This is a genomic window from Saccharibacillus sp. JS10, assembly GCF_024436065.1.
GTDB lineage: Bacteria > Bacillota > Bacilli > Paenibacillales > Paenibacillaceae > Saccharibacillus.
Genome location: NZ_JANFNS010000002.1, coordinates 118,721 through 144,018, shown reverse-complemented (window position 1 = coordinate 144,018; position 25,298 = coordinate 118,721). Strand labels below are relative to the sequence as shown.

Annotated in this window: 25 protein-coding genes and 1 riboswitch; of the genes, 9 read left to right on the top strand and 16 right to left on the bottom strand. The window is 46.1% G+C overall.

The annotated features are described in order from the left end of the window. Positions 1–22: 22 nt before the first annotated feature. The 3 genes from NOM90_RS06125 to NOM90_RS06115 all read right to left on the bottom strand — a co-directional run bounded on the left by NOM90_RS06125 (position 23) and on the right by NOM90_RS06115 (position 1,143). Positions 23–301 (bottom strand): NifU N-terminal domain-containing protein, encoded by a 279-nt coding sequence (locus NOM90_RS06125; protein WP_370866574.1) that lies wholly within the window; start codon positions 299–301, stop codon positions 23–25. Between the two features lie 89 nt (positions 302–390). After that, complete coding sequence (locus NOM90_RS06120) at positions 391–894, bottom strand: CYTH domain-containing protein (RefSeq protein ID WP_255940722.1); 504 nt, start codon at positions 892–894, stop codon at positions 391–393. Positions 895–987: 93 nt separating this feature from the next. Then, a complete protein-coding gene (locus tag NOM90_RS06115; RefSeq protein WP_255940721.1) occupies positions 988–1,143 on the bottom strand; it encodes an aspartyl-phosphate phosphatase Spo0E family protein in 156 nt (51 codons plus the stop codon). Positions 1,144–1,537: 394 nt separating this feature from the next. After that, positions 1,538–1,676, top strand: a riboswitch (cyclic di-AMP (ydaO/yuaA leader). 1 nt (position 1,677) lies between these two features. Here NOM90_RS06115 and NOM90_RS06110 point away from each other — a divergent pair. From NOM90_RS06110 to NOM90_RS06090, 5 genes are all read left to right on the top strand, one after another. After that, positions 1,678–2,148 carry a C40 family peptidase gene (locus NOM90_RS06110; protein ID WP_255940720.1) on the top strand — a complete coding sequence of 157 codons (471 nt, stop codon included), beginning with the start codon at positions 1,678–1,680 and terminating at the stop codon, positions 2,146–2,148. 389 nt (positions 2,149–2,537) lie between these two features. Beyond that, on the top strand, positions 2,538–4,253 hold the full coding sequence (locus NOM90_RS06105) for an ABC transporter ATP-binding protein (RefSeq protein ID WP_255940719.1): 1,716 nt from the start codon (positions 2,538–2,540) through the stop codon (positions 4,251–4,253). A gap of 179 nt (positions 4,254–4,432) precedes the next feature. After that, the gene (locus tag NOM90_RS06100; protein ID WP_255940718.1) at positions 4,433–6,151 is read left to right on the top strand and encodes a cellulase family glycosylhydrolase; all 1,719 of its coding nucleotides are present in this window, start codon (positions 4,433–4,435) and stop codon (positions 6,149–6,151) included. A 134-nt stretch (positions 6,152–6,285) separates the two neighbouring features. Next, positions 6,286–7,398 (top strand): aminopeptidase, encoded by a 1,113-nt coding sequence (locus NOM90_RS06095; protein WP_255940716.1) that lies wholly within the window; start codon positions 6,286–6,288, stop codon positions 7,396–7,398. A 114-nt stretch (positions 7,399–7,512) separates the two neighbouring features. Further along, a complete protein-coding gene (locus tag NOM90_RS06090; protein ID WP_255940714.1) occupies positions 7,513–7,923 on the top strand; it encodes a DoxX family protein in 411 nt (136 codons plus the stop codon). Positions 7,924–7,964: 41 nt separating this feature from the next. Here the strand turns inward: NOM90_RS06090 and NOM90_RS06085 are convergent, their stop codons facing one another. The 7 genes from NOM90_RS06085 to NOM90_RS19215 form a co-directional block, all read right to left on the bottom strand. After that, positions 7,965–8,579 (bottom strand): DUF2087 domain-containing protein, encoded by a 615-nt coding sequence (locus NOM90_RS06085; RefSeq protein ID WP_255940712.1) that lies wholly within the window; start codon positions 8,577–8,579, stop codon positions 7,965–7,967. Positions 8,580–8,600: 21 nt separating this feature from the next. Further along, a complete protein-coding gene (locus NOM90_RS06080; protein WP_255940711.1) occupies positions 8,601–8,909 on the bottom strand; it encodes a DUF2087 domain-containing protein in 309 nt (102 codons plus the stop codon). Positions 8,910–9,076: 167 nt separating this feature from the next. Continuing rightward, the gene (locus tag NOM90_RS06075) at positions 9,077–9,949 is read right to left on the bottom strand and encodes a hypothetical protein (protein WP_255940709.1); all 873 of its coding nucleotides are present in this window, start codon (positions 9,947–9,949) and stop codon (positions 9,077–9,079) included. A gap of 95 nt (positions 9,950–10,044) precedes the next feature. Continuing rightward, positions 10,045–10,629 (bottom strand): hypothetical protein, encoded by a 585-nt coding sequence (locus NOM90_RS06070; RefSeq protein WP_255940707.1) that lies wholly within the window; start codon positions 10,627–10,629, stop codon positions 10,045–10,047. A 132-nt stretch (positions 10,630–10,761) separates the two neighbouring features. Next, on the bottom strand, positions 10,762–11,580 hold the full coding sequence (locus NOM90_RS06065; protein WP_255940705.1) for a WD40/YVTN/BNR-like repeat-containing protein: 819 nt from the start codon (positions 11,578–11,580) through the stop codon (positions 10,762–10,764). Between the two features lie 119 nt (positions 11,581–11,699). Continuing rightward, positions 11,700–12,359: a M48 family metallopeptidase gene (locus tag NOM90_RS06060; RefSeq protein ID WP_255940703.1), complete on the bottom strand. Its 660-nt coding sequence runs from the start codon at positions 12,357–12,359 to the stop codon at positions 11,700–11,702. Positions 12,360–12,484: 125 nt separating this feature from the next. Beyond that, a complete protein-coding gene (locus tag NOM90_RS19215) occupies positions 12,485–14,683 on the bottom strand; it encodes an S-layer homology domain-containing protein (protein WP_305120938.1) in 2,199 nt (732 codons plus the stop codon). A 193-nt stretch (positions 14,684–14,876) separates the two neighbouring features. Here NOM90_RS19215 and NOM90_RS06040 point away from each other — a divergent pair, with 193 nt between their 5' ends. Together NOM90_RS06040 and NOM90_RS06035 are read left to right on the top strand one after the other, a co-directional pair. Further along, positions 14,877–15,230, top strand: coding sequence for a YtxH domain-containing protein (locus NOM90_RS06040; RefSeq protein ID WP_255940702.1), 354 nt, complete (start codon positions 14,877–14,879; stop codon positions 15,228–15,230). Between the two features lie 223 nt (positions 15,231–15,453). After that, complete coding sequence (locus NOM90_RS06035; RefSeq protein ID WP_255940701.1) at positions 15,454–16,002, top strand: hypothetical protein; 549 nt, start codon at positions 15,454–15,456, stop codon at positions 16,000–16,002. 76 nt (positions 16,003–16,078) lie between these two features. On the opposite strand, the gene map is transcribed toward NOM90_RS06035, so the two are convergent. The 4 genes from map to NOM90_RS06015 all read right to left on the bottom strand — a co-directional run bounded on the left by map (position 16,079) and on the right by NOM90_RS06015 (position 21,653). Next, positions 16,079–16,828: a type I methionyl aminopeptidase gene (gene map, locus NOM90_RS06030; protein ID WP_255940700.1), complete on the bottom strand. Its 750-nt coding sequence runs from the start codon at positions 16,826–16,828 to the stop codon at positions 16,079–16,081. A gap of 75 nt (positions 16,829–16,903) precedes the next feature. After that, complete coding sequence (locus tag NOM90_RS06025; RefSeq protein ID WP_255940698.1) at positions 16,904–18,913, bottom strand: GTP-binding protein; 2,010 nt, start codon at positions 18,911–18,913, stop codon at positions 16,904–16,906. 160 nt (positions 18,914–19,073) lie between these two features. Beyond that, positions 19,074–20,585: an alpha-glucosidase/alpha-galactosidase gene (gene melA / locus NOM90_RS06020; protein WP_255940697.1), complete on the bottom strand. Its 1,512-nt coding sequence runs from the start codon at positions 20,583–20,585 to the stop codon at positions 19,074–19,076. 120 nt (positions 20,586–20,705) lie between these two features. Next, entirely contained in the window at positions 20,706–21,653 is a 948-nt protein-coding gene (locus NOM90_RS06015; protein ID WP_255940696.1) for an AraC family transcriptional regulator, read from the bottom strand. 89 nt (positions 21,654–21,742) lie between these two features. Here NOM90_RS06015 and NOM90_RS06010 point away from each other — a divergent pair, with 89 nt between their 5' ends. Next, positions 21,743–22,537 carry a MurR/RpiR family transcriptional regulator gene (locus NOM90_RS06010; protein ID WP_255940694.1) on the top strand — a complete coding sequence of 265 codons (795 nt, stop codon included), beginning with the start codon at positions 21,743–21,745 and terminating at the stop codon, positions 22,535–22,537. On the opposite strand, the gene NOM90_RS06005 is transcribed toward NOM90_RS06010, so the two are convergent. Beyond that, the gene (locus NOM90_RS06005; protein WP_255940692.1) at positions 22,469–23,530 is read right to left on the bottom strand and encodes a Gfo/Idh/MocA family protein; all 1,062 of its coding nucleotides are present in this window, start codon (positions 23,528–23,530) and stop codon (positions 22,469–22,471) included. The two genes, NOM90_RS06010 and NOM90_RS06005, sit on opposite strands and share 69 nt — an antisense overlap. Before the next feature lie 269 nt (positions 23,531–23,799). Between NOM90_RS06005 and NOM90_RS06000 the strand changes: the two genes are divergently transcribed. Then, positions 23,800–24,255 carry a GNAT family N-acetyltransferase gene (locus NOM90_RS06000; protein ID WP_255940691.1) on the top strand — a complete coding sequence of 152 codons (456 nt, stop codon included), beginning with the start codon at positions 23,800–23,802 and terminating at the stop codon, positions 24,253–24,255. Positions 24,256–24,323: 68 nt separating this feature from the next. Here the strand turns inward: NOM90_RS06000 and NOM90_RS05995 are convergent, their stop codons facing one another. Continuing rightward, complete coding sequence (locus NOM90_RS05995; RefSeq protein ID WP_255940690.1) at positions 24,324–25,220, bottom strand: SDR family oxidoreductase; 897 nt, start codon at positions 25,218–25,220, stop codon at positions 24,324–24,326. Positions 25,221–25,298: the final 78 nt, after the last annotated feature.

The following is a 25,298-nucleotide window of genomic DNA, read 5'->3' as shown; positions in this document are numbered from 1 at the left end:
CCTATAAGGAGCGCTTTCGAATTTAAGCGTAGACTTGGCTGAACGCTTCTTCCACCTGTGGAAGAATATCGTCCCAACTTGCATCCGGAAGTTTAGTCACCGTTACAAAATCACGCATACCGAAAATGTTATCGACGCCGTCGATCGTAACAAGCACTGCAGCGAGTTCGTGGTCAGTCTCTTCTCCTGCTTTCACCGATGTACTTTTTGGACCTTCGAAAAGTACCGCATCTGCTCCGATCCGAACCGCGTTCGGATTCGGCGTGTGTTGGATATGAATTTGAACTGCGATGATCCTCACCTCTTTCTATAGACATGTTCTTTCTAATGATTCGTCTTGCCTAGTGTATCACAGGATTGTAGTTACAGCGACGAATCGATAAGCGTTCTTTATTTTCCGTGCTGCTTTTGCAGGTCTTTCCATACTTTCTTGTTACTATACTGACGCTGAGAACTAATATCTTCGCCAAACCACGGCGGCGGAGCAAAAGCTTCGGCAGCTTCCATCGAATCGAATTCGACTTCCGCAACGGTGAGATTGAGCTGATCGTAATGATCCAATTCCACCGTCAAGCCATTCCATTCGCCAGTTGTACGCGTCTTGGTTAACGGCACGGCGCCAGAAGCATTAAATAACTGCTCGTAAATACTTTCTGTAATGGAATATTCGATTTCTTCTCGGCTCATCCCGTTGCCTTGCTTGAACGTATGCGTATATTCGACTTTGCCTGTATCGGTATCTACCAGACGACGTACGCGAACTTCTTGCTGTTCATCGAGTGCCAGATACGTTTGATCAATCCGCTGCTGCAAATGACGATTAAATATGCCTTCGGCAATTAATTCATCCGGAGTCCGATCCAGCAAAAATTTACGTTCGATTTCTAAAGCCATATGGATTCCTCCTGCTCTTTTTCATTCTATACATGAGTATACCCTGAAAAATAAAAAAAGCATGCTTCTATATAGAAGCACGCAAAATAGGGTCTACGGATTTTTATGTCGCTCGTACTCATTCAACCATTCGTCCAGCTTTTGCGATTGCATCAAAACACGTTCATCCAAAAAACCGAACTCATCCGCCAATTGATGAAGAATAATGCGTTGACGTTCCATTTCTGTTTGAATTTCTTTGCTGTTCATCGCCCTGCCCTCCCAGGCTCGAATCCTGCATCTTGTAACGTTAAATCCGCAAATCTTAGAGAAAGGATTTGATATCCAATCTAATTTTATTTGAAAAACCTCTTTGCAAATCGTGTCGATCTGCCGAAAACATAAAAGGTTTCTTTGTAACAAAGTTTGATAGAACTTAGCCATCCGCTTGAATAAGCCTATCATACATCAGTTGTAGAATATGGGCAAAATTTGAATTCATTTTCGTCAATTGTAACAAAATCAGACGTTTTTCCTAGCGTTTATTACAAATTTGTCACTTGTGTTTCATTTTTGGACTGTTATAATCATGCGGTAGAAGAAACTTTAAACCGAGGTTTGACAAAATAGCAGGCAATAAGTTAAAGTATCAATAGTTACAAAATCTTAATAACTGCCGAATTTCTTTTTGCAAGAAAACGGGGGAACCATGTCGGGTGAATTATTCTTGTCTCAGAGGGAATATAGGGAAAATCCTTCCACCGAACCCTTAGCTAACTCCGTAGGCATCAGGGGGAAAAATTTTTGAAGAAGCTCGTGATTTCAGTATTGGGTGCAGCAATCGTATTAACATCTGGAGCAACAAGCACATATGCTGCCAGCTCTACATCAATCAATTCAGCAGTTAGTCAAGTTTCGGGAACTCCTTATAAGTATGGCGGCACAACTACAGCAGGCTTTGATTGTTCCGGATTCACTCGGTACATCTTCAAAAAGTTCGGGGTTACTCTCGCACGTACCGCTGCTAGTCAAGCACAACAGGGGACAACAGTAGCAAAGTCGAATCTTCGCGTCGGGGACCTTGTGTTCTTCAACACAACGGGGCGCGGTATTTCTCACGTAGGATTTTATGTAGGTAATGGCAAATTCGCCAATTCGTCGAGCAGCAAAGGCGTTAGTATTGCAAGTCTGTCCAATTCGTATTGGGCGAACCGTTATGTCACAGCGAAGCGTGTAACTAGCGAATGGACATTCGGTCAAATGACTAGCATCTAATTATCAATTGCAAACTAGACCTTTCCATTTACCCGTTCCTTTCGGCGCATGAGCCGGGGAACGGGTTTTATATTTTCCGATCATCTTCTGTTATCTATTAGACGGACAAGTTGCTGATTTAGTTGCATGTTTCTAAAAATAATTTAATTCTTTTTTTACACTCTCTCGTTTGCTATAGTAAATGTAACTTTTCGAAACGGGGTGAATAGGAGAATGTTCCGCCACACGATTGTGAGTAAGTGAATTTCGGGCCGGATTTAAACGCGTACCGGCTATCAAGGGGGCAGTCTGCCTTCTGGATCATATTCACTTTAATTTCACATCGGCGGAAGCATTCTCTTTTTGCTGCGCTTAACTGCGCGTACCTATTTTCGAAAGGCGGATTTGTCATGTTAAAATCTTCGATTTCTCCTTATAAAAAAATCATTTTCTTCTATATTGTGTTGGGCTTTTCTTTGCAATTATTGAGTGCTTACGGCATTCATACGTTTCAGCGTCTATTGGATGCCATTCCTTTTTCTTCGGGGATCAACGAGCTTACCGGATTGCTAATCGGATATGGACTGGCTCTTGCAGGTTGCGCTATTTTGAATTACGTCATGGTCTCTCCGGAAACCTCTCTTCCTAAAAGCATCACAGAACGTCTCAAATTGCTGGCGCTAGGCAAAATCTCTCGGATGGATTACCAAGCGTACAGCCATATCGGAACAGGCGAATGGATTCAAGTCATCGAGAACGGTGCACGCGCCGGATCCGGCATCGTCTACAACTTTTATTTGCGGATTTTCGCCGAACTACTACCTACCTTATTATTCAGCCTAGTATTTATCGGATTTTACAGCTCCACGATCATGTGGGTCATTGCAGGCGGCTATATCGTTGTATTTCTGATGACTCGGCTGCTGCTACGATTTTTGTATTCGATCAAAGAATCGTTACTTGCTCATCAAGAAAAGCTCTCCCGCTATTCGGTTCGCGGCTTTATGGAGCTTGTTGTATTTCGTTTAAATCGCAGATATTCAAAAGAAATCGACAAACTTACCGGAACCGCGAATCAGATCGTACATCAAAACGTGCAGATTCGGTTGATCCATGAGTCCTTTTTTGCGCTATTTGAACTGTTGATCATTGGAGTCAAAATCGTGGTACTTGCGGTTGGTATCACAGACATTGTAGCCGGACGTTCTACGCTCGGAGTAACGCTTGCTCTACTGCTGCTGATCGACAAAGTCTACTCGCCAATTGCGATATTCAATGTGATCTATATCGATTACAAATTAGATGCGCTCACGTACCGTCGCTTTGAAAAAGGATTAAATGCACCTTCTGACCGTAACTTGGAGCAAGGCATGCAAGTGAATCAGCTCCAAGGGAAGATTGTATTTGAGGATGTATCATTTGGTTATGAGAAAGATCAGCCTTTGCTCAAACAAGTTTCGTTTTCACTGCCGGCTAGTTCTTCGACTGCGATTGTCGGACTAAGCGGTAGCGGAAAATCGACAATTGTTAAACTTTTGCTTGGCTTGCTTAAAAAAGATTCCGGTCGTTTGACCATCGATGGAACCGAAATCGACGAGCTGCAATTGGATAGTCTGTATCAGCATCTTTCTTATATTTCGCAAGATGCGCCGATCTTCGACGATACACTGCGCGGTAATCTGATCTTTGACGAAGTCAAAGACGACTCAGAGCTGTATGATATTCTGCGTCTCGCGCTATTGGAATCGAAAGTACGCAGTTTACCGGAAGGTCTGGATACGCAAGTCGGCGAACGCGGGCTTAAGCTATCCGGCGGCGAAAAGCAGCGCTTGGCATTCGCTAGAATGTTGGCTCAAAGCCGCGATCTGATCGTCCTCGACGAGCCGGTATCGGCACTCGACAATATCAGCGAACGGCAGTTAATGGAGACCGTGCTTGAGACCTTCCGCGATCGCACGCTAATCATCGTCGCTCACCGTCTACATGCCATTCGACAAGTAGATCTGATCTTGCTGATGCGCGGCGGTCAACTGATCGATCAAGGGAGTTTTGAAGAGTTATTGGAGCGTAGCGAATATTTTAGAGAGCTGTGGAGTAAAGACGGCGTAGAACATGAAGCGGTTTAGAATGTAATGAGGCCATAGAAAAAGCGTTGAACTCAGTGAAATTGAGTTCAACGCTTTTTCAAATCTTCCGTATTGTTTCGATAACGTTTTATATTCATCTAACCTTCGCCAGGGTAATAATAAAGCGGTTACAAAAAAAGTTTGTCTGCTAAAATTTTCTACATACCAAGGAGGCTTACATGGTTAAGAAACGTTTAAAATCGGCTTTTGCTTTGCTGCTCGCTGCTGTGCTTTTGACGGTCATCTCGCCTTTAAGTACAGGAACCGCTAACGCCGCCAAGCCCGCTCCGAAAAGCAAGATGCAGAAATACGTCGATCAGATGCAGCCGGGTTGGAACCTAGGGAACACGCTCGATTCTGTCGGTGCAGACGAGACGGCTTGGGGCAATCCGCGCGTGACGCGGGAGGTAATCAAGCAAATTTCCCGGCAAGGATTCAAAAGTATTCGGATTCCGGTCACATGGGACAATCATATTGGACCCGCTCCCGATTACAAAATCGATCCGGCTTATTTGGACCGCGTCGCAGAAGTGGTCGGTTGGGCACGTTCCGAGAATTTGTATGTGCTGATCAACGTACATCACGATTCGTGGGTCTGGATCAGCAAAATGGAAAACAATCATGATGAGACGTTAGCTAGGTACAATGCAGTCTGGACACAAATCGCGAACAAATTCAAAAACGAGTCGCACAAACTTTCTTTTGAAAGCGTGAACGAACCTCGCTTCACCGATGGCGGAACGACAGACGAAGCAGTCGCGCAAGATTTACTGGATGAATTAAACTTGTCTTTCCATAAAATCGTACGCAGCTCGGGCGGCAAAAACGTAGATCGTCCGCTGGTGTTGCCTACTCTTGAATCTTCGCCCAGCCAAGAGCGTATGACTGAGCTATACCAAACATTCGACCAATTGAAAGCTGATAAAAACCTGATTGCAACCGTCCACTACTATGGATACTGGCCTTTTAGCGTGAATATTGCGGGAACGACGACTTTTGATGAGACAACGCGAAACGATCTCGTGACGACTTTCGACCGTGTGTACGATACGTTCACCGCTCGCGGTATCCCGGTCATTCTCGGTGAATATGGGCTACTCGGCTTCGACAAAAATATCAATACGATCGAGCAAGGCGAGAAGCTCAAGTTTTTCGAATTCCTCACGTATTATGCCAAACAAAAACAGATGACCACGATGTGGTGGGACAACGGGCAGCATTTTAACCGTACTGCGTACACATGGTCTGATCCGGAACTCTATGAAATCATTCGTTCTGGTCAAAAACAACGTTCTTCCGTAGCGGAATCGGATCTGATTCAGTTGAGACAAGGTGAAGCCATTCAAGATCAAGCCGTAAAACTTCAACTGAACGGCAATAAGCTCACTTCTCTCAAAGCGGACGGCAAGCGATTGACGAAAAACAAAGATTATACGTTAAACGGCGAGACCCTTACGATGCCAGCCGCAACGCTGAAAAAATTGACGTCTTCGGGTAAATTGGGCACCAATAGCGTGATCACCGCAGGATTTACTAAAGGCCCAGATTGGAACTTTTATGTGACCGTTCATCAGACGCCTGTCCTTCAAGCCGCAGCAGGCACGCATGCCGACTTCACTATTCCGGTGACTTGGAACGGAGATAAGCTTGCGACGATGGAAGCGGTATATGTGTCAGGCGGTAATGCAGGACCTAACGATTGGACGTCGTTCAAAGAATTCGAATCGACATTCAGCCCGGATTACGACAAGGGTACGATCACTTTGCGACCGGCTTTGCTAGATACGCTTAGAGACGGCGAAACCGTAAAATTAACGTTCTACTTCTGGAGCGGAGATACATTGAACTATACGGTTACAAAAAATGCTTCAAACGTGACCGGACAGCCTACGCCTTAATCGGCAAGCTCTCTATGCAGTCGTTCGAACCCTTGGAAATCAAGGATTTCGAGCGGCTTTTTTTGCTAACAGACAAGTTTGCTGTTTTACTTTATGATAAAACGAAGAATGAGATGTTTAGGGGGAATTTAATCATGACCGATCCGCGTTTGCGTCAACTGGCTCGCACTGTTGTTCATTATTCAGCAAGTGTTCAACCTGGGGAAAAAGTCTTAATTCGTGCGCTGGATATTCACAATGCCGATGTGTTGGCTCCTTTTATCGATGAAATCCATGCAGCAGGCGGTTACGCGTTTCTCGATTATGGCGATTATGCGGTGAACCGTCGCATGATGCTGAGCGGTACGGAAGAACAATTCCGATTAGATGCTCAAATGAAACTAGAACAAATGAAGCAAATGGATGCTGTCGTCTTAATTTTAGGAGAAAACAATATTTCGGAATATGCGGACGTACCCGCTGAAAAGCGTGACAGCTACCGTAAATGGTATCGCCCCGTGAATGAAGAACAAACGAAGAAAAAATGGATTTTATTCAATTATCCGACGAAAGCCTACGCGCAATTGGCGGAGATGAGCACCGAAAGCTACACGCAATTCTTATACGATACCTGCACCATGGATTACAGCCGAATGTCGGAAGCAATGAACCCGCTCACAGAACTCATGACGAAAACGGAACGTGTGCGAATCGTTGCGCCGGGTACCGATCTACGTTTTTCGATTCAAAATATGCCTGCAATCAAATGCGACGGTAAAGTCAATTTGCCGGACGGCGAAGTCTATACGGCGCCGGTACGCGACTCGGTAGAAGGCACGATTGCTTTTAACACACGCGCTTCTTATCTCGGTCAAAACTTTAACAATGTATCGTTTACGTTTGAACAAGGGAAGATCGTTGACTGCCGTAGCGACAACAATATCAAGCTCAATGAGCTGCTAGATACCGATGCAGGCGCTAGATTTATCGGAGAATTTGCAATCGGTACCCATCCGACGATCAATCGGGTCATGAATGATATTGGCTTTGACGAGAAGATCAACGGAAGTCTGCATATCGCACTGGGTCAAGCCTACGAAAATGCAGACAACGATAACCGTTCCGATATCCATTGGGATCTTGTTTTGCTTTTGAAAAAAGAATTTGGCGGTGGCGAGATTTATTTTGACGATGTGCTGATCAGCCAAGACGGAAAATTTGTCATCGATTCTTTAGCTGGATTGAATCCTGAAAACCTAATTGGATAGACTCATACAAAATACCTTTTTATAGATAATTTTGCGCGTACATCAAACTTCAGTCGGGTAATAAACGGTAGTTTCCATTACAGCTCTGATTACATCAATGAGGAGATGAACGCCGTGACCGACCGTAATCCCCCCACTACCGTCCCGCGTACGATTGGACGGATCTTGTTCGCTTTACTTTTCATAGCAGCAGGAATTTATCATTTTCAAGAAACGATCGGCTTTGCCGCAATGCTGCCTGATTTTGTGCCACTGCGTAAATGGATCATCTGGATCTCTGGCGTTGCCGAATGGATATTGGCGATTCTATTATTCGTGCCGCCGATTCGCAAAAAGATGGGCATTATCATTTCGATCTTCCTGATCGCGGTTTTCCCGGCGAACATTTACTCGGCAATCATGAATATTCCGATGCCGGGTCAACATTACACGTCGCCGATTTACTTGTGGCTTCGCTTGCTTGTTCAGCCGCTATTCATCTGGTGGATCATGTGGGCAACTTCGGTGCCGAAAGACAAGCGGTAAATCGATCATGCAAAAGCTGTCGGACTTTTCCGGCAGCTTTTTTACTTCAACGTCTCCCAACGCTGCCAAAGTTCTGGCGGATTCAGCTCGTAGATGTTGTTTTCGCGGAACATGTACTGGTGCATAATAAATTCGCGGCGCAAGGTAGCGAAATCTTCGTGGAACGTTTGAATAAACGTATTGATTTCTTTTTCTTCGTATTTGCGTCCTCGTTCCAGTCGTTGTACCAACTCTTCTAACACAATCAACTTTTTCTTAAGCTGCGCCGGGATACTTTTCAGGCGGCCTTCTGTGGTAAAAAAGTTTTTTAATACAGAGACGCGTAATTTTTCCCGTTTCTCTCTGATCGTCGGATCGACTTCTCCCGCACTACCTTCAGCCGTACGCCGATAAATCAGATCCGCTGTCGCCGAACCGCTTGTGCGAATAAAATAATCGTCAAGCGAAAAATAAATCGTATTTTTATCCCGCCGCTCTTGAATTAAACTCGCTGCACGGAGCTTTGTCGCATGATGCGTAATCGTAGCAGGCGTGACGCTAAGGCGCTGCGCTAGCGTCTGCCCATTCAGCTCACCTTCGCTGAGCAAGATCAACATACGTATACGCGTAGGATCGGCTAATGCTTTATGGTAGGCGACTAATTTTTCTAATTGCATAGGCTGTGCACTCCTTTCAAATCAAGATAGTTCTTCCCAACGACGCGCTTTCGACAATGGATGACGAATATATTTTTCGTTCTCTCTCGTCATGAATCCTTGCACAATAAACTCCCGCCGAATCGTGGCAAAATCCGCATGATAGCGCCGAATAAATTCGTTGATTTCTTTTTCTTCATACACTCTATCCATGTCTAGTTGATCCACCAAATGCTCCAGTATAATCAGCTTCTTTTTCAATTGAGACGGAATACTTTTCAAGCATCCTTCGGCATCAAAAAAATTACGGATGATCGAATCTTTTTGTTTGTGATCTTGCTCCTGCGGCATCATTTAACCCCCTTTATCAAATTCAACATATATCTAATTAGTCATTCGTTAAATTAGATATTAATCGTGAATGTTTATTTTGTCAACGCAAAAAAAGCGCTAGCTATAATTTAGCCAACGCTTTGCTTATTTTCTTTTTTCGATACCTAAATTAAATCTTCGACGCATTACGCTTCGGGCAACAGCATCCGCCAAAATTGCCAAGCCGCCATATACTCGCTTAACTCGCTGCGTTTTTCAGCGGCGCATACGCCCATCTGGCAGTAAAGGCGCAGCAACGCTTCTTGTACCAAACGCTCTTGATCCACAGCTTTGTGTTCTAGCATCCCGTAGGCTTCGAATAGCACTTCGAGCGAAAGATCGTCCGGCGTCGAGCAGAAAGCTTGTACCAACTCATACAATACCGGTCCCGCTGTCGGCTTGGATTCAAGAATGTTCACCAGTTCTTGCTCTTGGAAAACAAAACTTCTCGCATCCATATTGCCATGCAACAAGAACTTATCTCCGGTGTGAGCTAGAGGCTCAAGCAGTAACGCAACACGTTCGCAATCTTCGGCAGGTTGTAACCCTTCCAGATTTTCGCGCGCTTTAGACAATTCATGCTCGTTGAATTCGCTCCAAGACGAACAAGGTTCGGTTAACCGTCCCCATTTGCCTCCGGCTTCGTCCGCTTCATATTTATTCAGCAACTCGCTGACAAGCAGAGGTAACCAGACTTTTTTCGAACCTCGATGTTCAAATATTTCGCCTGTTTCTCCGTTCATATAAGGTTGAACCCAATATCCTTTGACCGGATCGGCATATAACATTTTCGGCAACAACGGGCTTTCCGAGTACGATTTATACAACTGCTCCGTCATCGCGACTTCTTCCGGTGCGTCCATACGAAGCGTATATTTCGGTTTGCCATCGGCAGTCAGCAGGTAAGTCCGTTTTCCTTCGTCTTCACTCTCTGGCTGTTCGCGAAGTTCAACCGTCTCAATAATGCCTTTCATAAACAAATGTTGAATCGTGGCATACATACGTGGTGCAAGTGTCATGCGCTCTTTCTCCCCCTAAATTCTTGGTACTCTCTCTATAGACAACTGATGTATTTTAGCACGCTACAGAAAGAGAAGAAAGAGAAAACCGAAACTCAGTTGAAATATTCAGGATAAAATTTCGGCGCCAAACAATGTTTGTCATTGAGCGGAGGATCGACGACTTTTTCGGTCAGACCCAGTTCTAAAAGTTTACGTTCGATTTTTTCGACTGCTTTGATGGTGCTCGGCGTGACATCGAAAGGCTTATCTGCATCCGAGATCGTAATGAGCAGACGTTCGCGGCGTACCCAGACATGTGCAGGCAATCCGAACAACTTGAGATGACCGGGCTGACGCAAATGAATATAGTTCGGAATACGGAATCCGTCGGCAGCCGCTGTTGCTTCATCGACTTCCGGCAAATGTTCCAGCGTAATGCCTAGTTCAGCGCAGATCTGCTCCAGTTCTTGCAACGAGTTCACGCGAAAAGCCGCCATCAAGCGATCCCGGTCTCCCGTCTGATCCGCATTGGCACGACAAAACCGAAAAATATGCAATCTGCGTGCCCATTCTTTCAATTCAAGTCTCGGATGCGTTTCATAGAAGTAGCGAAACCACATTTCTTCGACTTCTTCTGGGGTTGGTATATGGCGCTTGGGCTGCTTTTTTTGCTTCGGTCCGAAAAATACTCTCCACATCAAAAATCCCTCCCTATCGGCTAGTGGATAACAGTTTCGAAGGTTAGGTTCGGCTAAGCCAACTTCCCTTCTTCTTACCGTTATTTTACCCGCTATCTAACCATTTGGGAGGGATTCTTTTTACTTTTTCGATTATTCCTTATTCACCGAACCATTGCGTTCAAATGTCCAGGTACGTCCATCAATCGTAATCGACCAATTTCGTCCGACACCATCAGCCATTCGCTTTGTTTTCCATACTAGACCGTTCCATTCGCCATTTTCGCTCTGAAGCGGATCTGACCAAGTTTTTCCCCCATCGGCTGTCACATAAAACAAAAGAGGGTTGACGTCGTGCCTATCGGCTGCATATCCAGTCTGTGCGATATAGATCCCTAGTTGTGTTCCATCGAATAAAATCGGAGTTTTCGGTTCAAATCTAGCTTGCCGAAAGTCAGCAGGAATCTTCATCTCCGCAACGCTCCAACTGACTCCTCCATCTTGTGTCGAATAAATATTCGGCTCGCCCGGTTGGTCGTTATCAATCGCAATCCAACCTTGCTGCTCATTCACCAGACGAATCGCTCCGACTATTCCAGACGGAAATGTCTTTGTGCCCGAATCGCCAAGCTTTATCCATGTCGCTCCGGCATCTTCTGTTCGGTACAGGATATTCTGAACTTCATCATCCGTATCGATTTTCGATTCTATTTTCCACCCCGTCCATCCATTGTCCAAATAAATTTCTTGCGAAGGTTTGAAAGGTGTAGTGGAAACTTGCTTCTGATTCTGTAAAGAATTCGTTGAATCGATTTGTAGATCATAAGCGATATTAGAAGGAGCTATAGATAAAGGCGGTGAGCTAGGCTCCGTCATTTGATCGTCCCAAGTGCTTCCTGCAATCAGCCCTCCGGCAACGACCAAAGAAGTTAACCAACCTACATGTATAAAAAAGCGATGATATTTGTTCATTTGTTTAACCTCCTCGTTCGCCGCCAGTATAACAAACTCTGGAAGATCGAAAGTGACAGTACGCATGTGCATTGTCATTTTAAGGTTAAAATTCGGTCATAACTCTGTTAAATCCTTTTTTACATCACCATAAAACTACCATATCGATTCAATTGTTGTTCGCGTTCTTTGTAATCCGGCATGATACTGCCCAATTTGCGCCAAAATGAGCGATCGTGATTCATATGATGGATATGGCAAAGTTCATGCACGATGACGTAATCGATCAAAGGCACGGGTGCCATCGCCAGTAGATAGTTGAAGTTGAGTCGTTTTTTCGAATCGCAACTCCCCCACTTGGTGGTCGATTCCATAATTTCGATCGATTTCGGCTCGACTTTGAGTTGTTTGGCATAAGCGGCGATCCGTTCATGGACGACTTTTTTGCAGCTAGCAAAATAAAACTTTTTCAGATCGACGCGTAATTGTTCTTCGGTTCTCCCTTCGGTGTGAATCAATTCGTCCAGACGACAGCGGCGACCTAGATGCAGAAAATCGCCTTCGCTACCTTCGCGGTACTCTTTCGGTTTTGGAGCTTGACGTGCTTTTTGTTGCTGCGCCAGACTTTTCAAAATCCAATCCCCTTGCCCGGTAACGGCCTGAATAATATGTTCGTCAGTCGTTCCGTTCGGCGCTTTTACCGTAATTAAGCCATTCGGTTCGATATGGATATGAATTTTTTTGCGTTTGGCGTATTCGACATGAAAAGAAATCGTTTGATCCTGATACTGAATATTCATAGGATAGCTCCTTCAGATAATCTGCATAGTTCGGTATATGTAGCATAACAAATTAAAGACCCCATTTTCATAATTACGAAAATGAGGTCTTGATTGAATCATGTTGGTGGTTAGCTAGTAAACGTTTATCCGTTGTTCACCATTGCCAAAATCATGCTTACCGCTTCGGCGCGCGTCGCTTGTTGATTCGGAGCAAAACGACTATTGCCTGTACCGCTCGCAAGACCGGCTTTTTGAGCCGCCGCGATATATGGAACTGCCCATTTCGGGATGTCGTTCGCATCCGCGAAAGACAACTTCGCCGCAGGATCGATCGGCAGCTTGGCTGCGCGTGCGATTGTAGCCGTCAATTCAGCGCGAGTCATCACGGTGCTTGGACGGAAAGTGCCGTCGGCATAGCCATTAATCAGCCCGGCTTCAAGAGCGGCAACGACAGAAGGCGCTGCCCAAGTGCCGAGACGATTTTGATCTTTGAACGACGATGACGTGCCAAGATCGACGGGCAAATCAAGCGCGCGAACGATCATCGTAACGAATTCAGCGCGAGTGACTTTTGCTTCCGGGCGGAAATCGCCGTTAGCATAACCCGTAACGAATCCAGCCGACAGCGCTCGGCGTACTGCCGATTCCGCCCAATGCCCAGCGATGTCCGTCAGCGCAGGTTGCGGCGTGCTTCCGTTGTCTGTCGGTGCAGGCGTTGGGTTCGTAGGCGCCGGAACCGGATTGCTTGGAACCGGAGTAGCCGGCGTCGGCACGTTAGGCGTTGGCGACGGCGCCGGTACAGATGGTTCCGGTGAAGACGGAACCGGGAACGTCGGTGCCGGAGTCGTCGGCGCTGGGTTCGATGGTTCCGAAGGAACCGTCGGTACATTTCCACCCGGCGACTCGGTTTTTTTGATGATTCCGAATCGATCGATTACAAACGGTGTTGCATCATTTTTATTTTGATCGATCTCATACGTCGTTGCCGTCATACGACCGCCGTCAATCGTGATCGCAACAAAGTTCTGAACTTGTCCGCGTACAGGGCGAGTATTATTCGATGGATCTGGACCATATTCAGCCGCGTGATTTTCTTCAGCGCGTTCAAACAGTGCGTAATAAGCATCGCCGAGTGCAGGTTTTGCATTTTTGTAATACACTTTCGCTCCAGCCGTAGCAGGAATCAGATAGATACTGCCGTCTGGATTTACTGTGTATTCAACCGTTTGCCCATCGACGACTTCTTTGATTACAGTCGCTTGCCCCGCCGTGCCGTCGCTTTTAATAGGCTTCGTACGTGCATAGATATGATCGTGCCCTTGCATAACAAAATCGATTTGAAGCTCTGCCATCAGCGGAGCGATTTGGTTACGAACCCCGTTTGGACCCATAATATCGGAGTCTGTCGCATGATTGGATGTGGTATAAGGCCCTTTATGAATATTGACCAAAATCCATTCTGCCCCTGCTGCTTTTGCAGTTTGGACATCTTTTTTCATCCATTCCACCTGATCGACCGAGAAGTTCGCGTATTGCTCCGAATCTTCGTTCGAGTTTAATACGATAAAGTGAGCGTTACCGTAATCGTACGAGTAATAAGCTCCGGTCTCGGTTGCCGAACCTTCCGGCGTATCCAAGTTAAAATGATCGATAAACGCATAGTTTTCGTCTTCGTGATTACCTGCGGACGGAACAATCGTCGTCTGCAACAGGCTATTTTGCGAATGACCAAGCAGCCAATCCCATTGCGATTCTTTCGTTCCTGTATCTACGATATCGCCGTTATGTACGATAAATTCAGCATTCGGAACGGTTTGGAGCGCTTTTTGCAGCGTTTGGGCGGATAACATCGCTTCGCTTTCTTCTTTCGCTTGCGTGTCTGCAAGGTCGACGAAAGTAAACGATGGATTGCCATCATCGGTTTGGAATGTACCGACCGCACTCCATACGTTAAGCTCAGCATCACCAACGCGATATTGATAAACGTGACCTGGCTTCAGCCCCGTTACAACTGCTTTATGTACCGTTTCCAGATTGGAGTTCGTAGAAGTGTAGCTTTCCCCTTTGAATTTAAGTGCTTCCGAAAAGTCGGCTGTACCTTGTTCAATGACTTCTACGTCGGTATTCGTTACGTCAGATGGCGTATGCCAAGTGAAGCCTTTCGATGTTTGCGTATTTCCGTGGAACGTTGCTGTGACTTTGCTGATTTGCGATGCCACATTGGTCGAAAGTTCTTCATTTTCAGCAGATGCGTACCGCATCGATAAAGCCGGAGACATTACGCTTAATAATAAAACAAAAGCTAGAACGACAAACAGTGTACGTGTGTAAGTTTTAAGCATAATCCGCTCCCCGATCTGTATTCTGGAAACCGTATCCAGTCCGGTACAACGATACCAATGAAATGTTAAGCAGCGGTTTTCAAAAATCGCGATTTTTGTAAAAAGTAAAAAGGTCGATGTAGAGTTCTTGTTACAACCGCTCTTCTTGGGGTAATAACGAGCAGAGAACATAATCGAAGGGAGCGTTTTAATTATGGATAAATCTTTTGTTTCAACTGCGGTTATTGGAGCAGCGGCTGGTGCTTTGATCGGTGCCGGAACAGCGGTACTCGTCTCTACGCAAAAAGGAGAGCAAATTCGCCTGACGGTAATGGACGCTGTAGAATCGCTACGTGCTAGCGGCCCAACGATCAATGAACATGGACATGCTTTGGTTGAAAAAAGCCAAGAAGTGACCGGAGTTGTCAAAGAAACACTGGGCGCAGTCAAAGAATTGAAAGAAGATACGGTATCTGCGGCTCGTGACGTAAAATCGGATGTTCAAGATTCGATGCGTACTTCCGGCGTAGGCGGTAAACCAACAGACGGCAGTGCAGGTAGTATCTAACTTTGGACATATGCATAAATAAGGTTAAATTTTCGCTAAAAAAGTTCTTTTAGGGCCATAATAACGCAAAAAAAGCTGCTAACGGTTAATTTTCCCGTTAAGCGGCTTTTTTTCGCCGAAAATCGCGAAATTTCTGGTCTTTTGTACTGCTGACCTTTACAATAAAAGGGAGGGGCTTTTTGCTTAATTTGTAGGTTGCCCCAACATACAAAGGAGGGATCACATGAGAGTACGCCGCAGCGTTGAGCTCACTCTAGTTGTTGCGATTGCCGCCCTGCTCTTTTCTTACTTCTTTATTTTCAATATTTCTTCGAATCTGCGAACATACGGGTTTCATCCCGATGATACGATCGTGGACGAAGGATATTCGACCGATGCCGAGCATCCGACCAAACTCATGTTGCTTGCCAATGAAGAACGAATGGGGATTGTTGTTTTAGACGGTAAAGGCCTAGGCGTCTGGGAACATGATCCGATTGTCTCGATTTTGGAAAATCCGCAAGACGGCGAATTTGCTTCCGTTTATCTGCCGATCGTCAAAAATTGGGGCGAGAAAAGTTATACGGAGAAACATATTTTCGCGAGCGCCTATGTCGCGATTGAAGATCGACCGTTAGTAGCCAATGGCGACGACTTTTATGTACATGCCGATTACTTTGATGTAAACGGACGCACTTTAGTGTATGCCCATGCAATGTCTGACGAAGAGGAATTTAGCCAGGATCAGGTCATCGCTCATCTCAAACAACAACTCGGCATGGAGGAAAGTTAAAGATAAATCAAAAGCACGGAACCCGATATTCATCGGATCCCGTGCTTTTTTCGTACCTCTTTTTGCAAAAAACGACTCAATCTTGCGACGTCAAAATTCGTGGGCCGTCTTTGGTAATCGCAAGCGTATGCTCATATTGCGCGGAATTCAATCCGTCTTGCGTACGCGCTGTCCAGCCATTGTCATCGCGCGAAGTCTGCCAGACTCCCACGTTCACCATCGGCTCAATAGTAATGACCATACCTTCTTTGAGTCGTTGCCCTTTGCCCGGTTCTCCGTAATGCAGAACTTGCGGCTTTTCGTGAATCGTCGGCCCGATTCCGTGCCCCGTAAATTCGCGCACGACCGAAAATCCTTCGCCTTCCACATAACTTTGAATCGCATGCCCGATATCGCCTAAGCGATTACCGACCACGGCTTGCTCGATTCCAAGTTCCAGTGCGCGAAGCGTAACGTCCATCAAGCGCTGATCTTGCTCCGAAATCTCGCCGACTGCATACGTCCAAGCCGAATCCGCTAAGCCGCCGTTCAAGTTCACGACCATATCGATCGTTACGATATCCCCGGTCTTGAGCGGTTGACGACGCGGAAAACCGTGACAAACTTCGTCATTGATCGACGCACATGTTGCATATTCATAACCGTTGTAGCCTTTTTGCTCAGGTGTTGCGCCATGTTGCTTCAAGAACTTTTCGACAAAACGATCGATTTCCATCGTCGTTACGCCCGGCTTGATCATCTTCGCAATTTCTTTGTGACAAGCGGCGAGCAAATCGCCAGCTTCGTCCATCTTCTGAATTTCACGTTCGCTTTTCAGTGTAATCATCGATTTATCGCTCGATTCCTTATAAATTTAAGTATATCTACAAGGATAACGCGCAACGCGGACGCTTGCAACATCCTAGGAATGAAGCTCAAGGTGCATCGCGGCTTCCGCTTCATCCCACGGCACCGAATACCCCGCGCCTTTGGCGCAAAAGATCGACGAAGACGTGTACATCGGATCGGCATTTTTGTCATAGCCGCGGCGTTCGATCACTTCGCTTGAATTATGACAAGGCTGATAGCCGCCATAGGTCAGACTCAGCGTTCCTTTTCCCCGTGTAAAAGAAGCCAGTTCCGCCGCATAATCCATAAACGTCGAAGCTGGTACCGTTCCCGTTAATAGCATATGCGTCTCGCTCGTTTCTGGAGGATCGAATATTCCATGCGCTTGCTGCACGTCTGCCATAATGCGCCCGATATGCTCCAATTCGGCGCGAATCCGAAATCGGTAACAAGGTTCTAGCAAAATATTCTCCGCTTTCTCCAGCCCTTGCCTAATCGCCCGGTACGTCGCTTCGCGAAAATCGCCGCCATGCGTATGCTTATTGTGCGCGCGTCCTGTCAGTAGCGTCATCTTCACATCGGTCAGCGGCGCTCCTGCCAACAGCCCATGATGCTCGCGTTCATGCACATGCTGACCGACTAGATTCCGATACCCTACCGATAGATCGTCGGCATGACACCGATCTTCAAAAATCACGCCGCTCCCCCGTTCGCCAGGCTGAATATGCAGATGGACTTCCGCATAATGCCGTAGCGGCTCGAAATGACCATATCCGACAATCGGCGCAGCAATCGTTTCCCGATATAAGATTTCCGGTGTTCCGAATCCCACATCGATGCCGAATCTTTCTTTCAACACGACGGTCAACACTTCAAGCTGAATCGAACCCATTACGCGAATATGGAGCTGCTGCAATTCTTCTTCCCAGATCACACCTAGCGCCGGATCTTCATCTTCTAGCATACGAAAAACATGCAGGACGTCTTTGACCGGCAGCTCTTTTGGAAAAGAGACATGAGCGGTCAATGTCGGCGTCATTTCAAAAGGCAGCGGTTCATTTATCGTTTCACCCACTGAACCGCCGGCATATGTGCCACTCAAGCCTACAACGGCAAATAGATCTCCGGCATATACACGCTCCACTTGCGTATACCGTTCGCCGTTATAGATTCGAAGAGCCGTTGCTTTTTCCTCAGTCGAATTTTGCTGCTCCTCGTTTCGCTTGATGTAGCTTACCGTTTCTCGTACCCCGAGCGAACCTTGCAGCGCTTTGATATACGTCAGCCGTGTTCCGCTAGCATCGTACCCGATTTTGTACACATATCCGGCAAAAGAATGCTGAAGCGCTTGTTCTTGCAACGGATAATCCGTGGTCGTAAGCCGATCGAACTTGTGCAAAAAATCGGAAATCCCGATATCAAGCAATGCCGAACCATGCAGACACGGAAAAATACGGCTCTGTGCAATCATCGCAATCAATTCAGCGTCCCACTGCTCATTCGTAACTTTTTCTTCAAAATAAGCTTCTAACAGAGGTTCATTTCGTTCCGCCAAAAAGTTTTGCAGCGTCTCGCTTAATTTTAGAGCGTCCCCCAGTTCGTCGATCTCCAGATGCGTACTTAGATCGATCATATCTTCTGTAAGCAGGCTGCGAATCTCATGCTGTACCCGCTCTACATCGGCACCTTCCCGGTCACTTTTATTGATAAAAAAGAATGTCGGAACGTTGTAACGCCGCAGCAATTGCCAGACTGTCTCCGTATGCCCTTCGACGCCTTCTGCCGCGCTGAGTAGCAGTACCGCATAATCCATCGTGCGCAGCGCCCGCTCCATCTCGGCAGAAAAATCGACGTGACCCGGCGTATCGAGCATATAATAGATAGAATCCCTGTAACTCATTACCGCTTGCCCGGCGAATACCGTAATTCCGCGTGCTTTTTCAATCTCATGGCTATCCATAAAAGCATCCCGGTGATCGACCCGTCCACGGTTTCGAATACTGTTCGTATGATAAAGCAATTGCTCGGCGAACGTCGTTTTGCCTGCGTCTACGTGAGCGAGCATGCCAATCGTTTTGTTCATGATGTTCAATTCGATCCTTTCTCTATCAAACTCGATCAGAAAACGTAAATGTAACTTTTCTTTAAGTGTACCCGATCCTTATCGCAAAATCGAAAAAAACACCGCTCGCTTTAAGGCGAACGATGCTCGTTTCATCCATCTCTATGCAGACGTGACCATTTTAGACTTCTTGTACTTTCTCGCGGTCTTTGCCTTTATCCGATTCTCCCGCATTTTTGTTCGCCGCTTCGCGGTCTTGCTGCATTTCTTCGACCGTTTTGACTTTGAGACGTGCCGCCCCTTGATTGCCTTCGCGCGTCGGGATCAGATTACCTGCGTTCAGACGTTCTTTCGCTGATGCGATTGCATCGCCATACTGCGGCAACCATGCTTCTCCCGCGACCAACATCTCGTCAACCATCTGCCAAATTTCTTTCGGATTGCAGACTGCGCCAACAAGCGGGTCCATCATAAACGCTTGACGCAGCAGTTTGTCGTCGCCATGTACGGCTGCTTCGACGGCTAGACGCTGCACCGAAATACTCACGTTGCAGACCGCCGCGGCTCCAAGCGGCAAATCACCGACGACTGGCATCGAAATGCCGTTGCGATCCACATAACCCGGGGCTTCGATAATCGCATCCGCAGGCAGATTCGTAATGACGCCGCCGTTAATCGTATTGAAATGCCCGCGGTATACGCGCCCGGTCTCCAGACCTTCTACGATATACGAACCGTGTTCTTCGCCGCGATGTTCAGCTCCGTATTCGAACGCCGGGTCTTTGAGCCAGTTCGGAAAATCAGTCTCGAACCAGTTGCGGCCTTCGGTGCATACGCGCAAATATCCTCCGGTCTCGCCGTTGATCCAGCTGCTCAGATCGATCCAGTCTTGGATTTCGTCGCTGCGTTTCCGATACCACGGCACATATTCGCTGAGGTGCCCGTTTGACTCTGTGCTGTAATAGCCGAATCGGCGCAGCATATCGATCCGAACTTTTTCTGTGCGGCTATATTCCGGGTGATTTTCAAAAGCTTCGAGCAATCCTTCGGTCAGGTCGCGCCCTTCATGCGTAGCTGAGATATACCACGTCTGATGATTGATCCCCGCGCAGATAATATCGACGTCTTTTTTCTCCAAACCGTATACTTCCGCAATCTGGTGATGACCGTGCTGTACGCCGTGACAAAGCCCTATCGTACGCACGCCGCCATACACGTTGCAAGCCCAAGTCAGCATCGCCATCGGGTTCGAATAATTGAGCAGCAGTACATCCGGCGCCGCATGTTCACGAATATCTCGGCAAATATTGAGCATCTCTACGATTCCGCGTTGTCCATACATAATGCCGCCCGCCGACAACGTATCGCCCACGCATTGATCGACGCCGTATTTGAGCGGGATATCGACATCCGTAGCAAAAGCTTCTAACCCGCCCACGCGGATTGTACAAAATACGTACTTGGCGCCTTGCAAGGCTTCACTGCGATCCGTCGTGGAATGGATCTGAATGGACAGCCCATTCTCATTCACATCGCGTTGGCAAAGCTCAGTCACCATATCCAAATTCCGTTGATCGATATCCATAAACGATACATCGATATCGGCAAACTCCGTTACGCTGAGTAGATCGCGCAGCAACCCTCGTGTAAATCCGATACTTCCCGCCCCGATAAAAGCTACTTTGAACGCCATCTTCTATTCCCCCTATATCCGCTGGTAGATGCTTTCTGGTGCTGAACCTTAACGTTCTCATCTTACCAAAGGGGAATCGGGAAGCGTTATCAATATCGTGACTCTTTGGATGAAAAAGTGTCAAAAATCCTCACTTTTTATTTCGTCTGAAAGTTCCGAATCATTCGCCCACGAGTTTGCTTCATTGCGCGCTCGGTATTCGGTCGGCGTACACTGTGTATATTTTCGAAAAAGCAGATGAAAATATTGGCGGCTACCAATCCCTACATAGTCCGCAATATCGGCAATCGGAATCACGCTTCCCGCAAGCAACATTTTCGCCTTATCGATCCGAAGTTGATTCAAATAATCGGTTAACGTGCGCCCAGTCTGCTGTTTAAACAAACGGTGCAAATATCCCGGATGCAAATTCACCGCCGACGCTATATCCTCGACTCGAATATTTCGGTCATAGTTTTGGTGCAAATATTCGGTCGCTTTGCGGATATAATGATGGGCTTGCTGACGACTTGGATTAATCTGTTCGCGGTGCAATCGTGCAAGACGCAGCAATAATTCAGCGAATAACAAATTCACCATGATACTAGACTTATTATGCTGCCGATCTAACTCCAGTACGAGCGATTTTAATGTATAAAGGACTTCTTCAGGATCGGGCAATACCAGACTTGAGAAAGGCGTATATAGAAATTCCTCCAATACCGATTCTTGATGGGCTAATTTTTGAATACTCAGCGAAGATTCTTCGTCCGACGATAACGGAGCAAAAGAAAACTCGACGTTCAGCATCCGGCACGTCATACCGGACTCCACAATCAATCGATGCGGCACGTTGGCGTCCAGTACGATCAACTCGCCTTTTTTTAACCGATAATGTTCTTCGCGCTCGTCGACTTTCACGTCGACCCTACAACTTCCGCTCATCAAATACATAATCTCGGTCGAATCGTGAATATGATAATCCATTTGATAAGCATTCCATTGTTTATAATAGTAGGCATGGAAAAAAGGGCTGAATCCGCTGTGTAACAAGTTCTGTTGAAACAGACTTCCGCGAGCTTCGGACATATGGCGTCCTCCTATGCTGTACATGAAAATCAGACATTTTAGTATAAAATAGATACAGATTGCGGCTTGAGAAAGGAATGAAGCAAAATATGGAGTTCGATCTACTGCAACGATTAAAATATGCTTCTCAGCTGACTTCGCAAGAAAAGCATATCGTTGATTATATTTTAAAAGATCCCGAAGTTGTGTTTTATTCTACCGCGCATGAATTAGCTCAGCAAACGTTAACCAGCGCATCGACTATTGTTCGCCTATGCAAAAAGCTGGGTACCCAAGGGTATCCAGACTTTCAGCTTAAGCTTGCTTTGCAATATCGGCAAACGTCTTCTTCGATGAAAGCTGAAAAAGAACCTCCGCTTCAACAAGGTGATATCCAAGCAGTTATCGATTCGGTTCCTTATCTGTATGGACAAGCCTTAGACGATACACGTCGCTCGCTCAATCTTTCGACGTTGACCAAAATCGCGGATTGGGTGAAACGCGCCGATCGGATCGATATCTACGGTAGCGACACCAATTACTATATCGCGCAGCAAGCTTGTATCAAATGGAATGAACTCGGTATTGCGGCTATTCCTCATAACCATGTGAATCAACATTACTTGCTGACTTTGAAGCCCGATACATCGACGTTGTCTTTTATCGTTTCCAATACCGGAGAAAATCGTTCGATGATCGAAGTCGCTGCATCGCTTCGTGATAAAAATATGAATACGGTCGCTGTAACCTCCGCCAACGATTCGACGTTAGCTGCACTTTGCACCGAAACGCTACTCACGCATGGCTATCACGAACAATTGCGCCTTTCCAAAATGTCATCCATGATCTCTACATTGTATTTGTTCGATATGTTGTATATGAGCAGTATTACCGATACGTATTGATCGCAATCGATACTGGTCTGCTGCAAAAACGATCCCTGCGTCTTTTCGAGCAGTTGTAAGTACATTCATCACTCTATAGCTATGTTCAAGTAATTCATGGCATCTGGCTACGTCATTGTTTATATATACGTCTCGAAAATGCTCCCATTCGTAATACAACCGATCGTCTTGAGTCTGCGCGTTAAAAATCTGGACAGGCTCTTGCCGGAAATGCAGCCGAACTTCTTTGCAGCCGTTCGCTCCGTCTACAATATGAAGATACCCTTGCTCTCCTTGGATCAAGACAAAATTCAGCCCGCTCGTATCTTTGGAACCTGTACAAGTCGCAATCCACTGCGGATATTTCAATATTGCAACACCGGAAGTATCGATTCCGTTAGGATGAAGATTAGCGGTGTATGATACAGAATCAGGTAACCCAAACAAATCAACGATCAAATGAAGATTGTAATTATTAATATCCATCAGCGCGCCGCCGGAAAATCGAGGATTGAATACATTCGGCGTATGCCCTGCCAATAGATCGTTATATCTCTGCGAATATTGACTGTAATTGCACTGGATGAGTTTAATCGGTCCCAATTTGTCCAATTGTTCGTGTACGATCTTCAAATTAGGCAGGTGGATATTAGAGATACCTTCGAATAAAAATAAGTTTTTTTCTTTTGCTAAGGCGATTAATTGCTCTGCTTCTTGCAGCGTCGAAGTAAAAGGCTTTTCGCAGACGACATGTTTGCCGTGCTGCAGCGCTTGATACGCATGTTCATAATGCAGGCTATTAGGCGAAGCGATATAAATCAAATCAATATTGGAATCTGTAAATAAAGAATTTAAGTCCGTATAGATATTCTCTACTTGATATCGATTCGCGAGCATCTCTGCATTTTCTTTTTTCCGAGAATACATCGCTGTACATGTGACTTTTTCCAATCGTTCGATTGCAGACAAAGTAGCTTCTACGATTGAGCCTGTACCTATCGTTCCTATATTCATCACAGTTATCTCTCCTATTTTTACTCCATTTGATCTTTATCGTACTTGAACAAACTTCCGTATAAAGCATTTAAAAAGAGATTGGTCGCCGCTTGCACGATTACCTTTCACCTTGTTAGAAAAATGAAATCGAATTTCATCGCGAGCTAAAATAAAAGATAGATCTGGTGTTAGGTTTATTCTTGTTTTTCCATAAAAATTCGCGTTAAATAGTAGAAATGATTGATCTCTAACTTGTCTTTTGGAGACACTTAAAGGAGTGGAACGCATTGCAAATCAAAATAGACGACCTGCAAGGACCTGAGATCGCAGCATTACTGGAAGATCATCTTCAGCAAATGCACTTACATTCGCCGCCGGAAAGTGTACATGCGCTTGATTTGGAAAAGCTTCGCAAACCGGAGATTACATTTTGGACGTTGTGGGACAACAACGAACTGATGGGCTGCGGGGCGATCAAACAGTTGGACGACCACCATGTCGAACTGAAATCAATGAAGACCGACCGCAATCATCTGCGTAAAGGCGTCGCCGAGAAGTTATTACTGCATATCTTTGAAGAAGCACGTGCTCGTGGATATCAACGCATCAGTCTGGAAACCGGTTCGATGGAAGCTTTTGCACCGGCTTGTCGCTTGTATGAAAAGCATGGTTTTGTCGAATGTGAACCTTTTGGAGATTATGTATTGGATGTAAATAGTTTATTTATGACGAAGACGCTGTAAAAGAAATAAATACAAAAAGGATGTTTCCCATGTGGGAAACATCCTTTTTATTGATACAGAACTCATAGTTATGGAGAAACCATACCGCCATTGGCATTCAGCGTCTCGCCTGTTACGTAGCTGGACTCTTGGCTTGCCAAGAAGACATAAGCCGGAGCCATTTCGACCGGTTGACCCGGACGACCCAGCGGCGTTTGCGAACCGAATTCAGGCAACTTATCCGGTGGTTGACCGCCTGCGACTTGCAGCGGTGTCCAGACTGGACCCGGAGCAACCACGTTGACACGGATACCTTTCGGACCTAATTGTTGTGCCAATGCTTTGCTGAATGTGTTGATTGCGGCTTTGGTTGTCGCATAATCCAGCAAAATTTCCGATGGGCTATAAGCTTGGATCGAAGAAGTATTGATAATCGAGCTACCCGGCTTCATATGCGGAATCGCCGCTTTGCACAGCCAGAACATCGAATATACATTCGTTTTGAACGTTTCGTCGAATTGCTCGGTCGTGATTTCTTCGATACTTTCGCGGAACTGCTGCTTACCCGCTACAATCGCCAGAATATCGATACCGCCAAGTTCTTTTACCGAAGTTTCGATCAAATTCACGCAGTAGCTTTCGTCCTTTAAATCCCCCGGCATCGCTACCGCTTTACGTCCTTCGGCTTCAATCAACTTCACGACTTCTTGCGCATCGGCTTCTTCTTCCGGCAGATACGACAATACCACATCGGCGCCTTCTCTTGCATAAGCGATCGCTGCGGCGCGACCAATCCCGCTATCCGCTCCAGTTACGACAGCCTTACGACCGACTAGACGTTCTTTGCCGACATAAGACGTTTCACCTGAATCCGGAATCGGAGTCATGTCTTTTTGTAGACCTGGACCTTCTTGTTGTTGTTCGAATTCCGGTCCGGCTTTCGTAAACTGAGTTGTAGGGTCTTGCATTTTGTACAAGTCGCTCATGTTGAATTCCTCCTCGGGTATACGAATCTCGATTTTCCATGGTGTCTCGTTTGTTATGTAACCGCGACGTTAGCGATT

Coding starts and splice junctions, on each gene's coding strand:
- NOM90_RS06120 (WP_255940722.1), bottom strand. CDS start 894: ATGGCTTTAGAAATCGAACGTAAATTTTTGCTGGATCGGACTCCGGAT.
- NOM90_RS06115 (WP_255940721.1), bottom strand. CDS start 1,143: ATGAACAGCAAAGAAATTCAAACAGAAATGGAACGTCAACGCATTATT.
- NOM90_RS06105 (WP_255940719.1), top strand. CDS start 2,538: ATGTTAAAATCTTCGATTTCTCCTTATAAAAAAATCATTTTCTTCTAT.
- NOM90_RS06100 (WP_255940718.1), top strand. CDS start 4,433: ATGGTTAAGAAACGTTTAAAATCGGCTTTTGCTTTGCTGCTCGCTGCT.
- NOM90_RS06095 (WP_255940716.1), top strand. CDS start 6,286: ATGACCGATCCGCGTTTGCGTCAACTGGCTCGCACTGTTGTTCATTAT.
- NOM90_RS06085 (WP_255940712.1), bottom strand. CDS start 8,579: ATGCAATTAGAAAAATTAGTCGCCTACCATAAAGCATTAGCCGATCCT.
- NOM90_RS06080 (WP_255940711.1), bottom strand. CDS start 8,909: ATGCCGCAGGAGCAAGATCACAAACAAAAAGATTCGATCATCCGTAAT.
- NOM90_RS06075 (WP_255940709.1), bottom strand. CDS start 9,949: ATGACACTTGCACCACGTATGTATGCCACGATTCAACATTTGTTTATG.
- NOM90_RS06070 (WP_255940707.1), bottom strand. CDS start 10,629: ATGTGGAGAGTATTTTTCGGACCGAAGCAAAAAAAGCAGCCCAAGCGC.
- NOM90_RS06065 (WP_255940705.1), bottom strand. CDS start 11,580: ATGAACAAATATCATCGCTTTTTTATACATGTAGGTTGGTTAACTTCT.
- NOM90_RS06060 (WP_255940703.1), bottom strand. CDS start 12,359: ATGAATATTCAGTATCAGGATCAAACGATTTCTTTTCATGTCGAATAC.
- NOM90_RS19215 (WP_305120938.1), bottom strand. CDS start 14,683: ATGCTTAAAACTTACACACGTACACTGTTTGTCGTTCTAGCTTTTGTT.
- NOM90_RS06040 (WP_255940702.1), top strand. CDS start 14,877: ATGGATAAATCTTTTGTTTCAACTGCGGTTATTGGAGCAGCGGCTGGT.
- NOM90_RS06035 (WP_255940701.1), top strand. CDS start 15,454: ATGAGAGTACGCCGCAGCGTTGAGCTCACTCTAGTTGTTGCGATTGCC.
- map (WP_255940700.1), bottom strand. CDS start 16,828: ATGATTACACTGAAAAGCGAACGTGAAATTCAGAAGATGGACGAAGCT.
- NOM90_RS06025 (WP_255940698.1), bottom strand. CDS start 18,913: ATGAACAAAACGATTGGCATGCTCGCTCACGTAGACGCAGGCAAAACG.
- melA (WP_255940697.1), bottom strand. CDS start 20,585: ATGGCGTTCAAAGTAGCTTTTATCGGGGCGGGAAGTATCGGATTTACA.
- NOM90_RS06015 (WP_255940696.1), bottom strand. CDS start 21,653: ATGTCCGAAGCTCGCGGAAGTCTGTTTCAACAGAACTTGTTACACAGC.
- NOM90_RS06010 (WP_255940694.1), top strand. CDS start 21,743: ATGGAGTTCGATCTACTGCAACGATTAAAATATGCTTCTCAGCTGACT.
- NOM90_RS06005 (WP_255940692.1), bottom strand. CDS start 23,530: ATGAATATAGGAACGATAGGTACAGGCTCAATCGTAGAAGCTACTTTG.
- NOM90_RS05995 (WP_255940690.1), bottom strand. CDS start 25,220: ATGAGCGACTTGTACAAAATGCAAGACCCTACAACTCAGTTTACGAAA.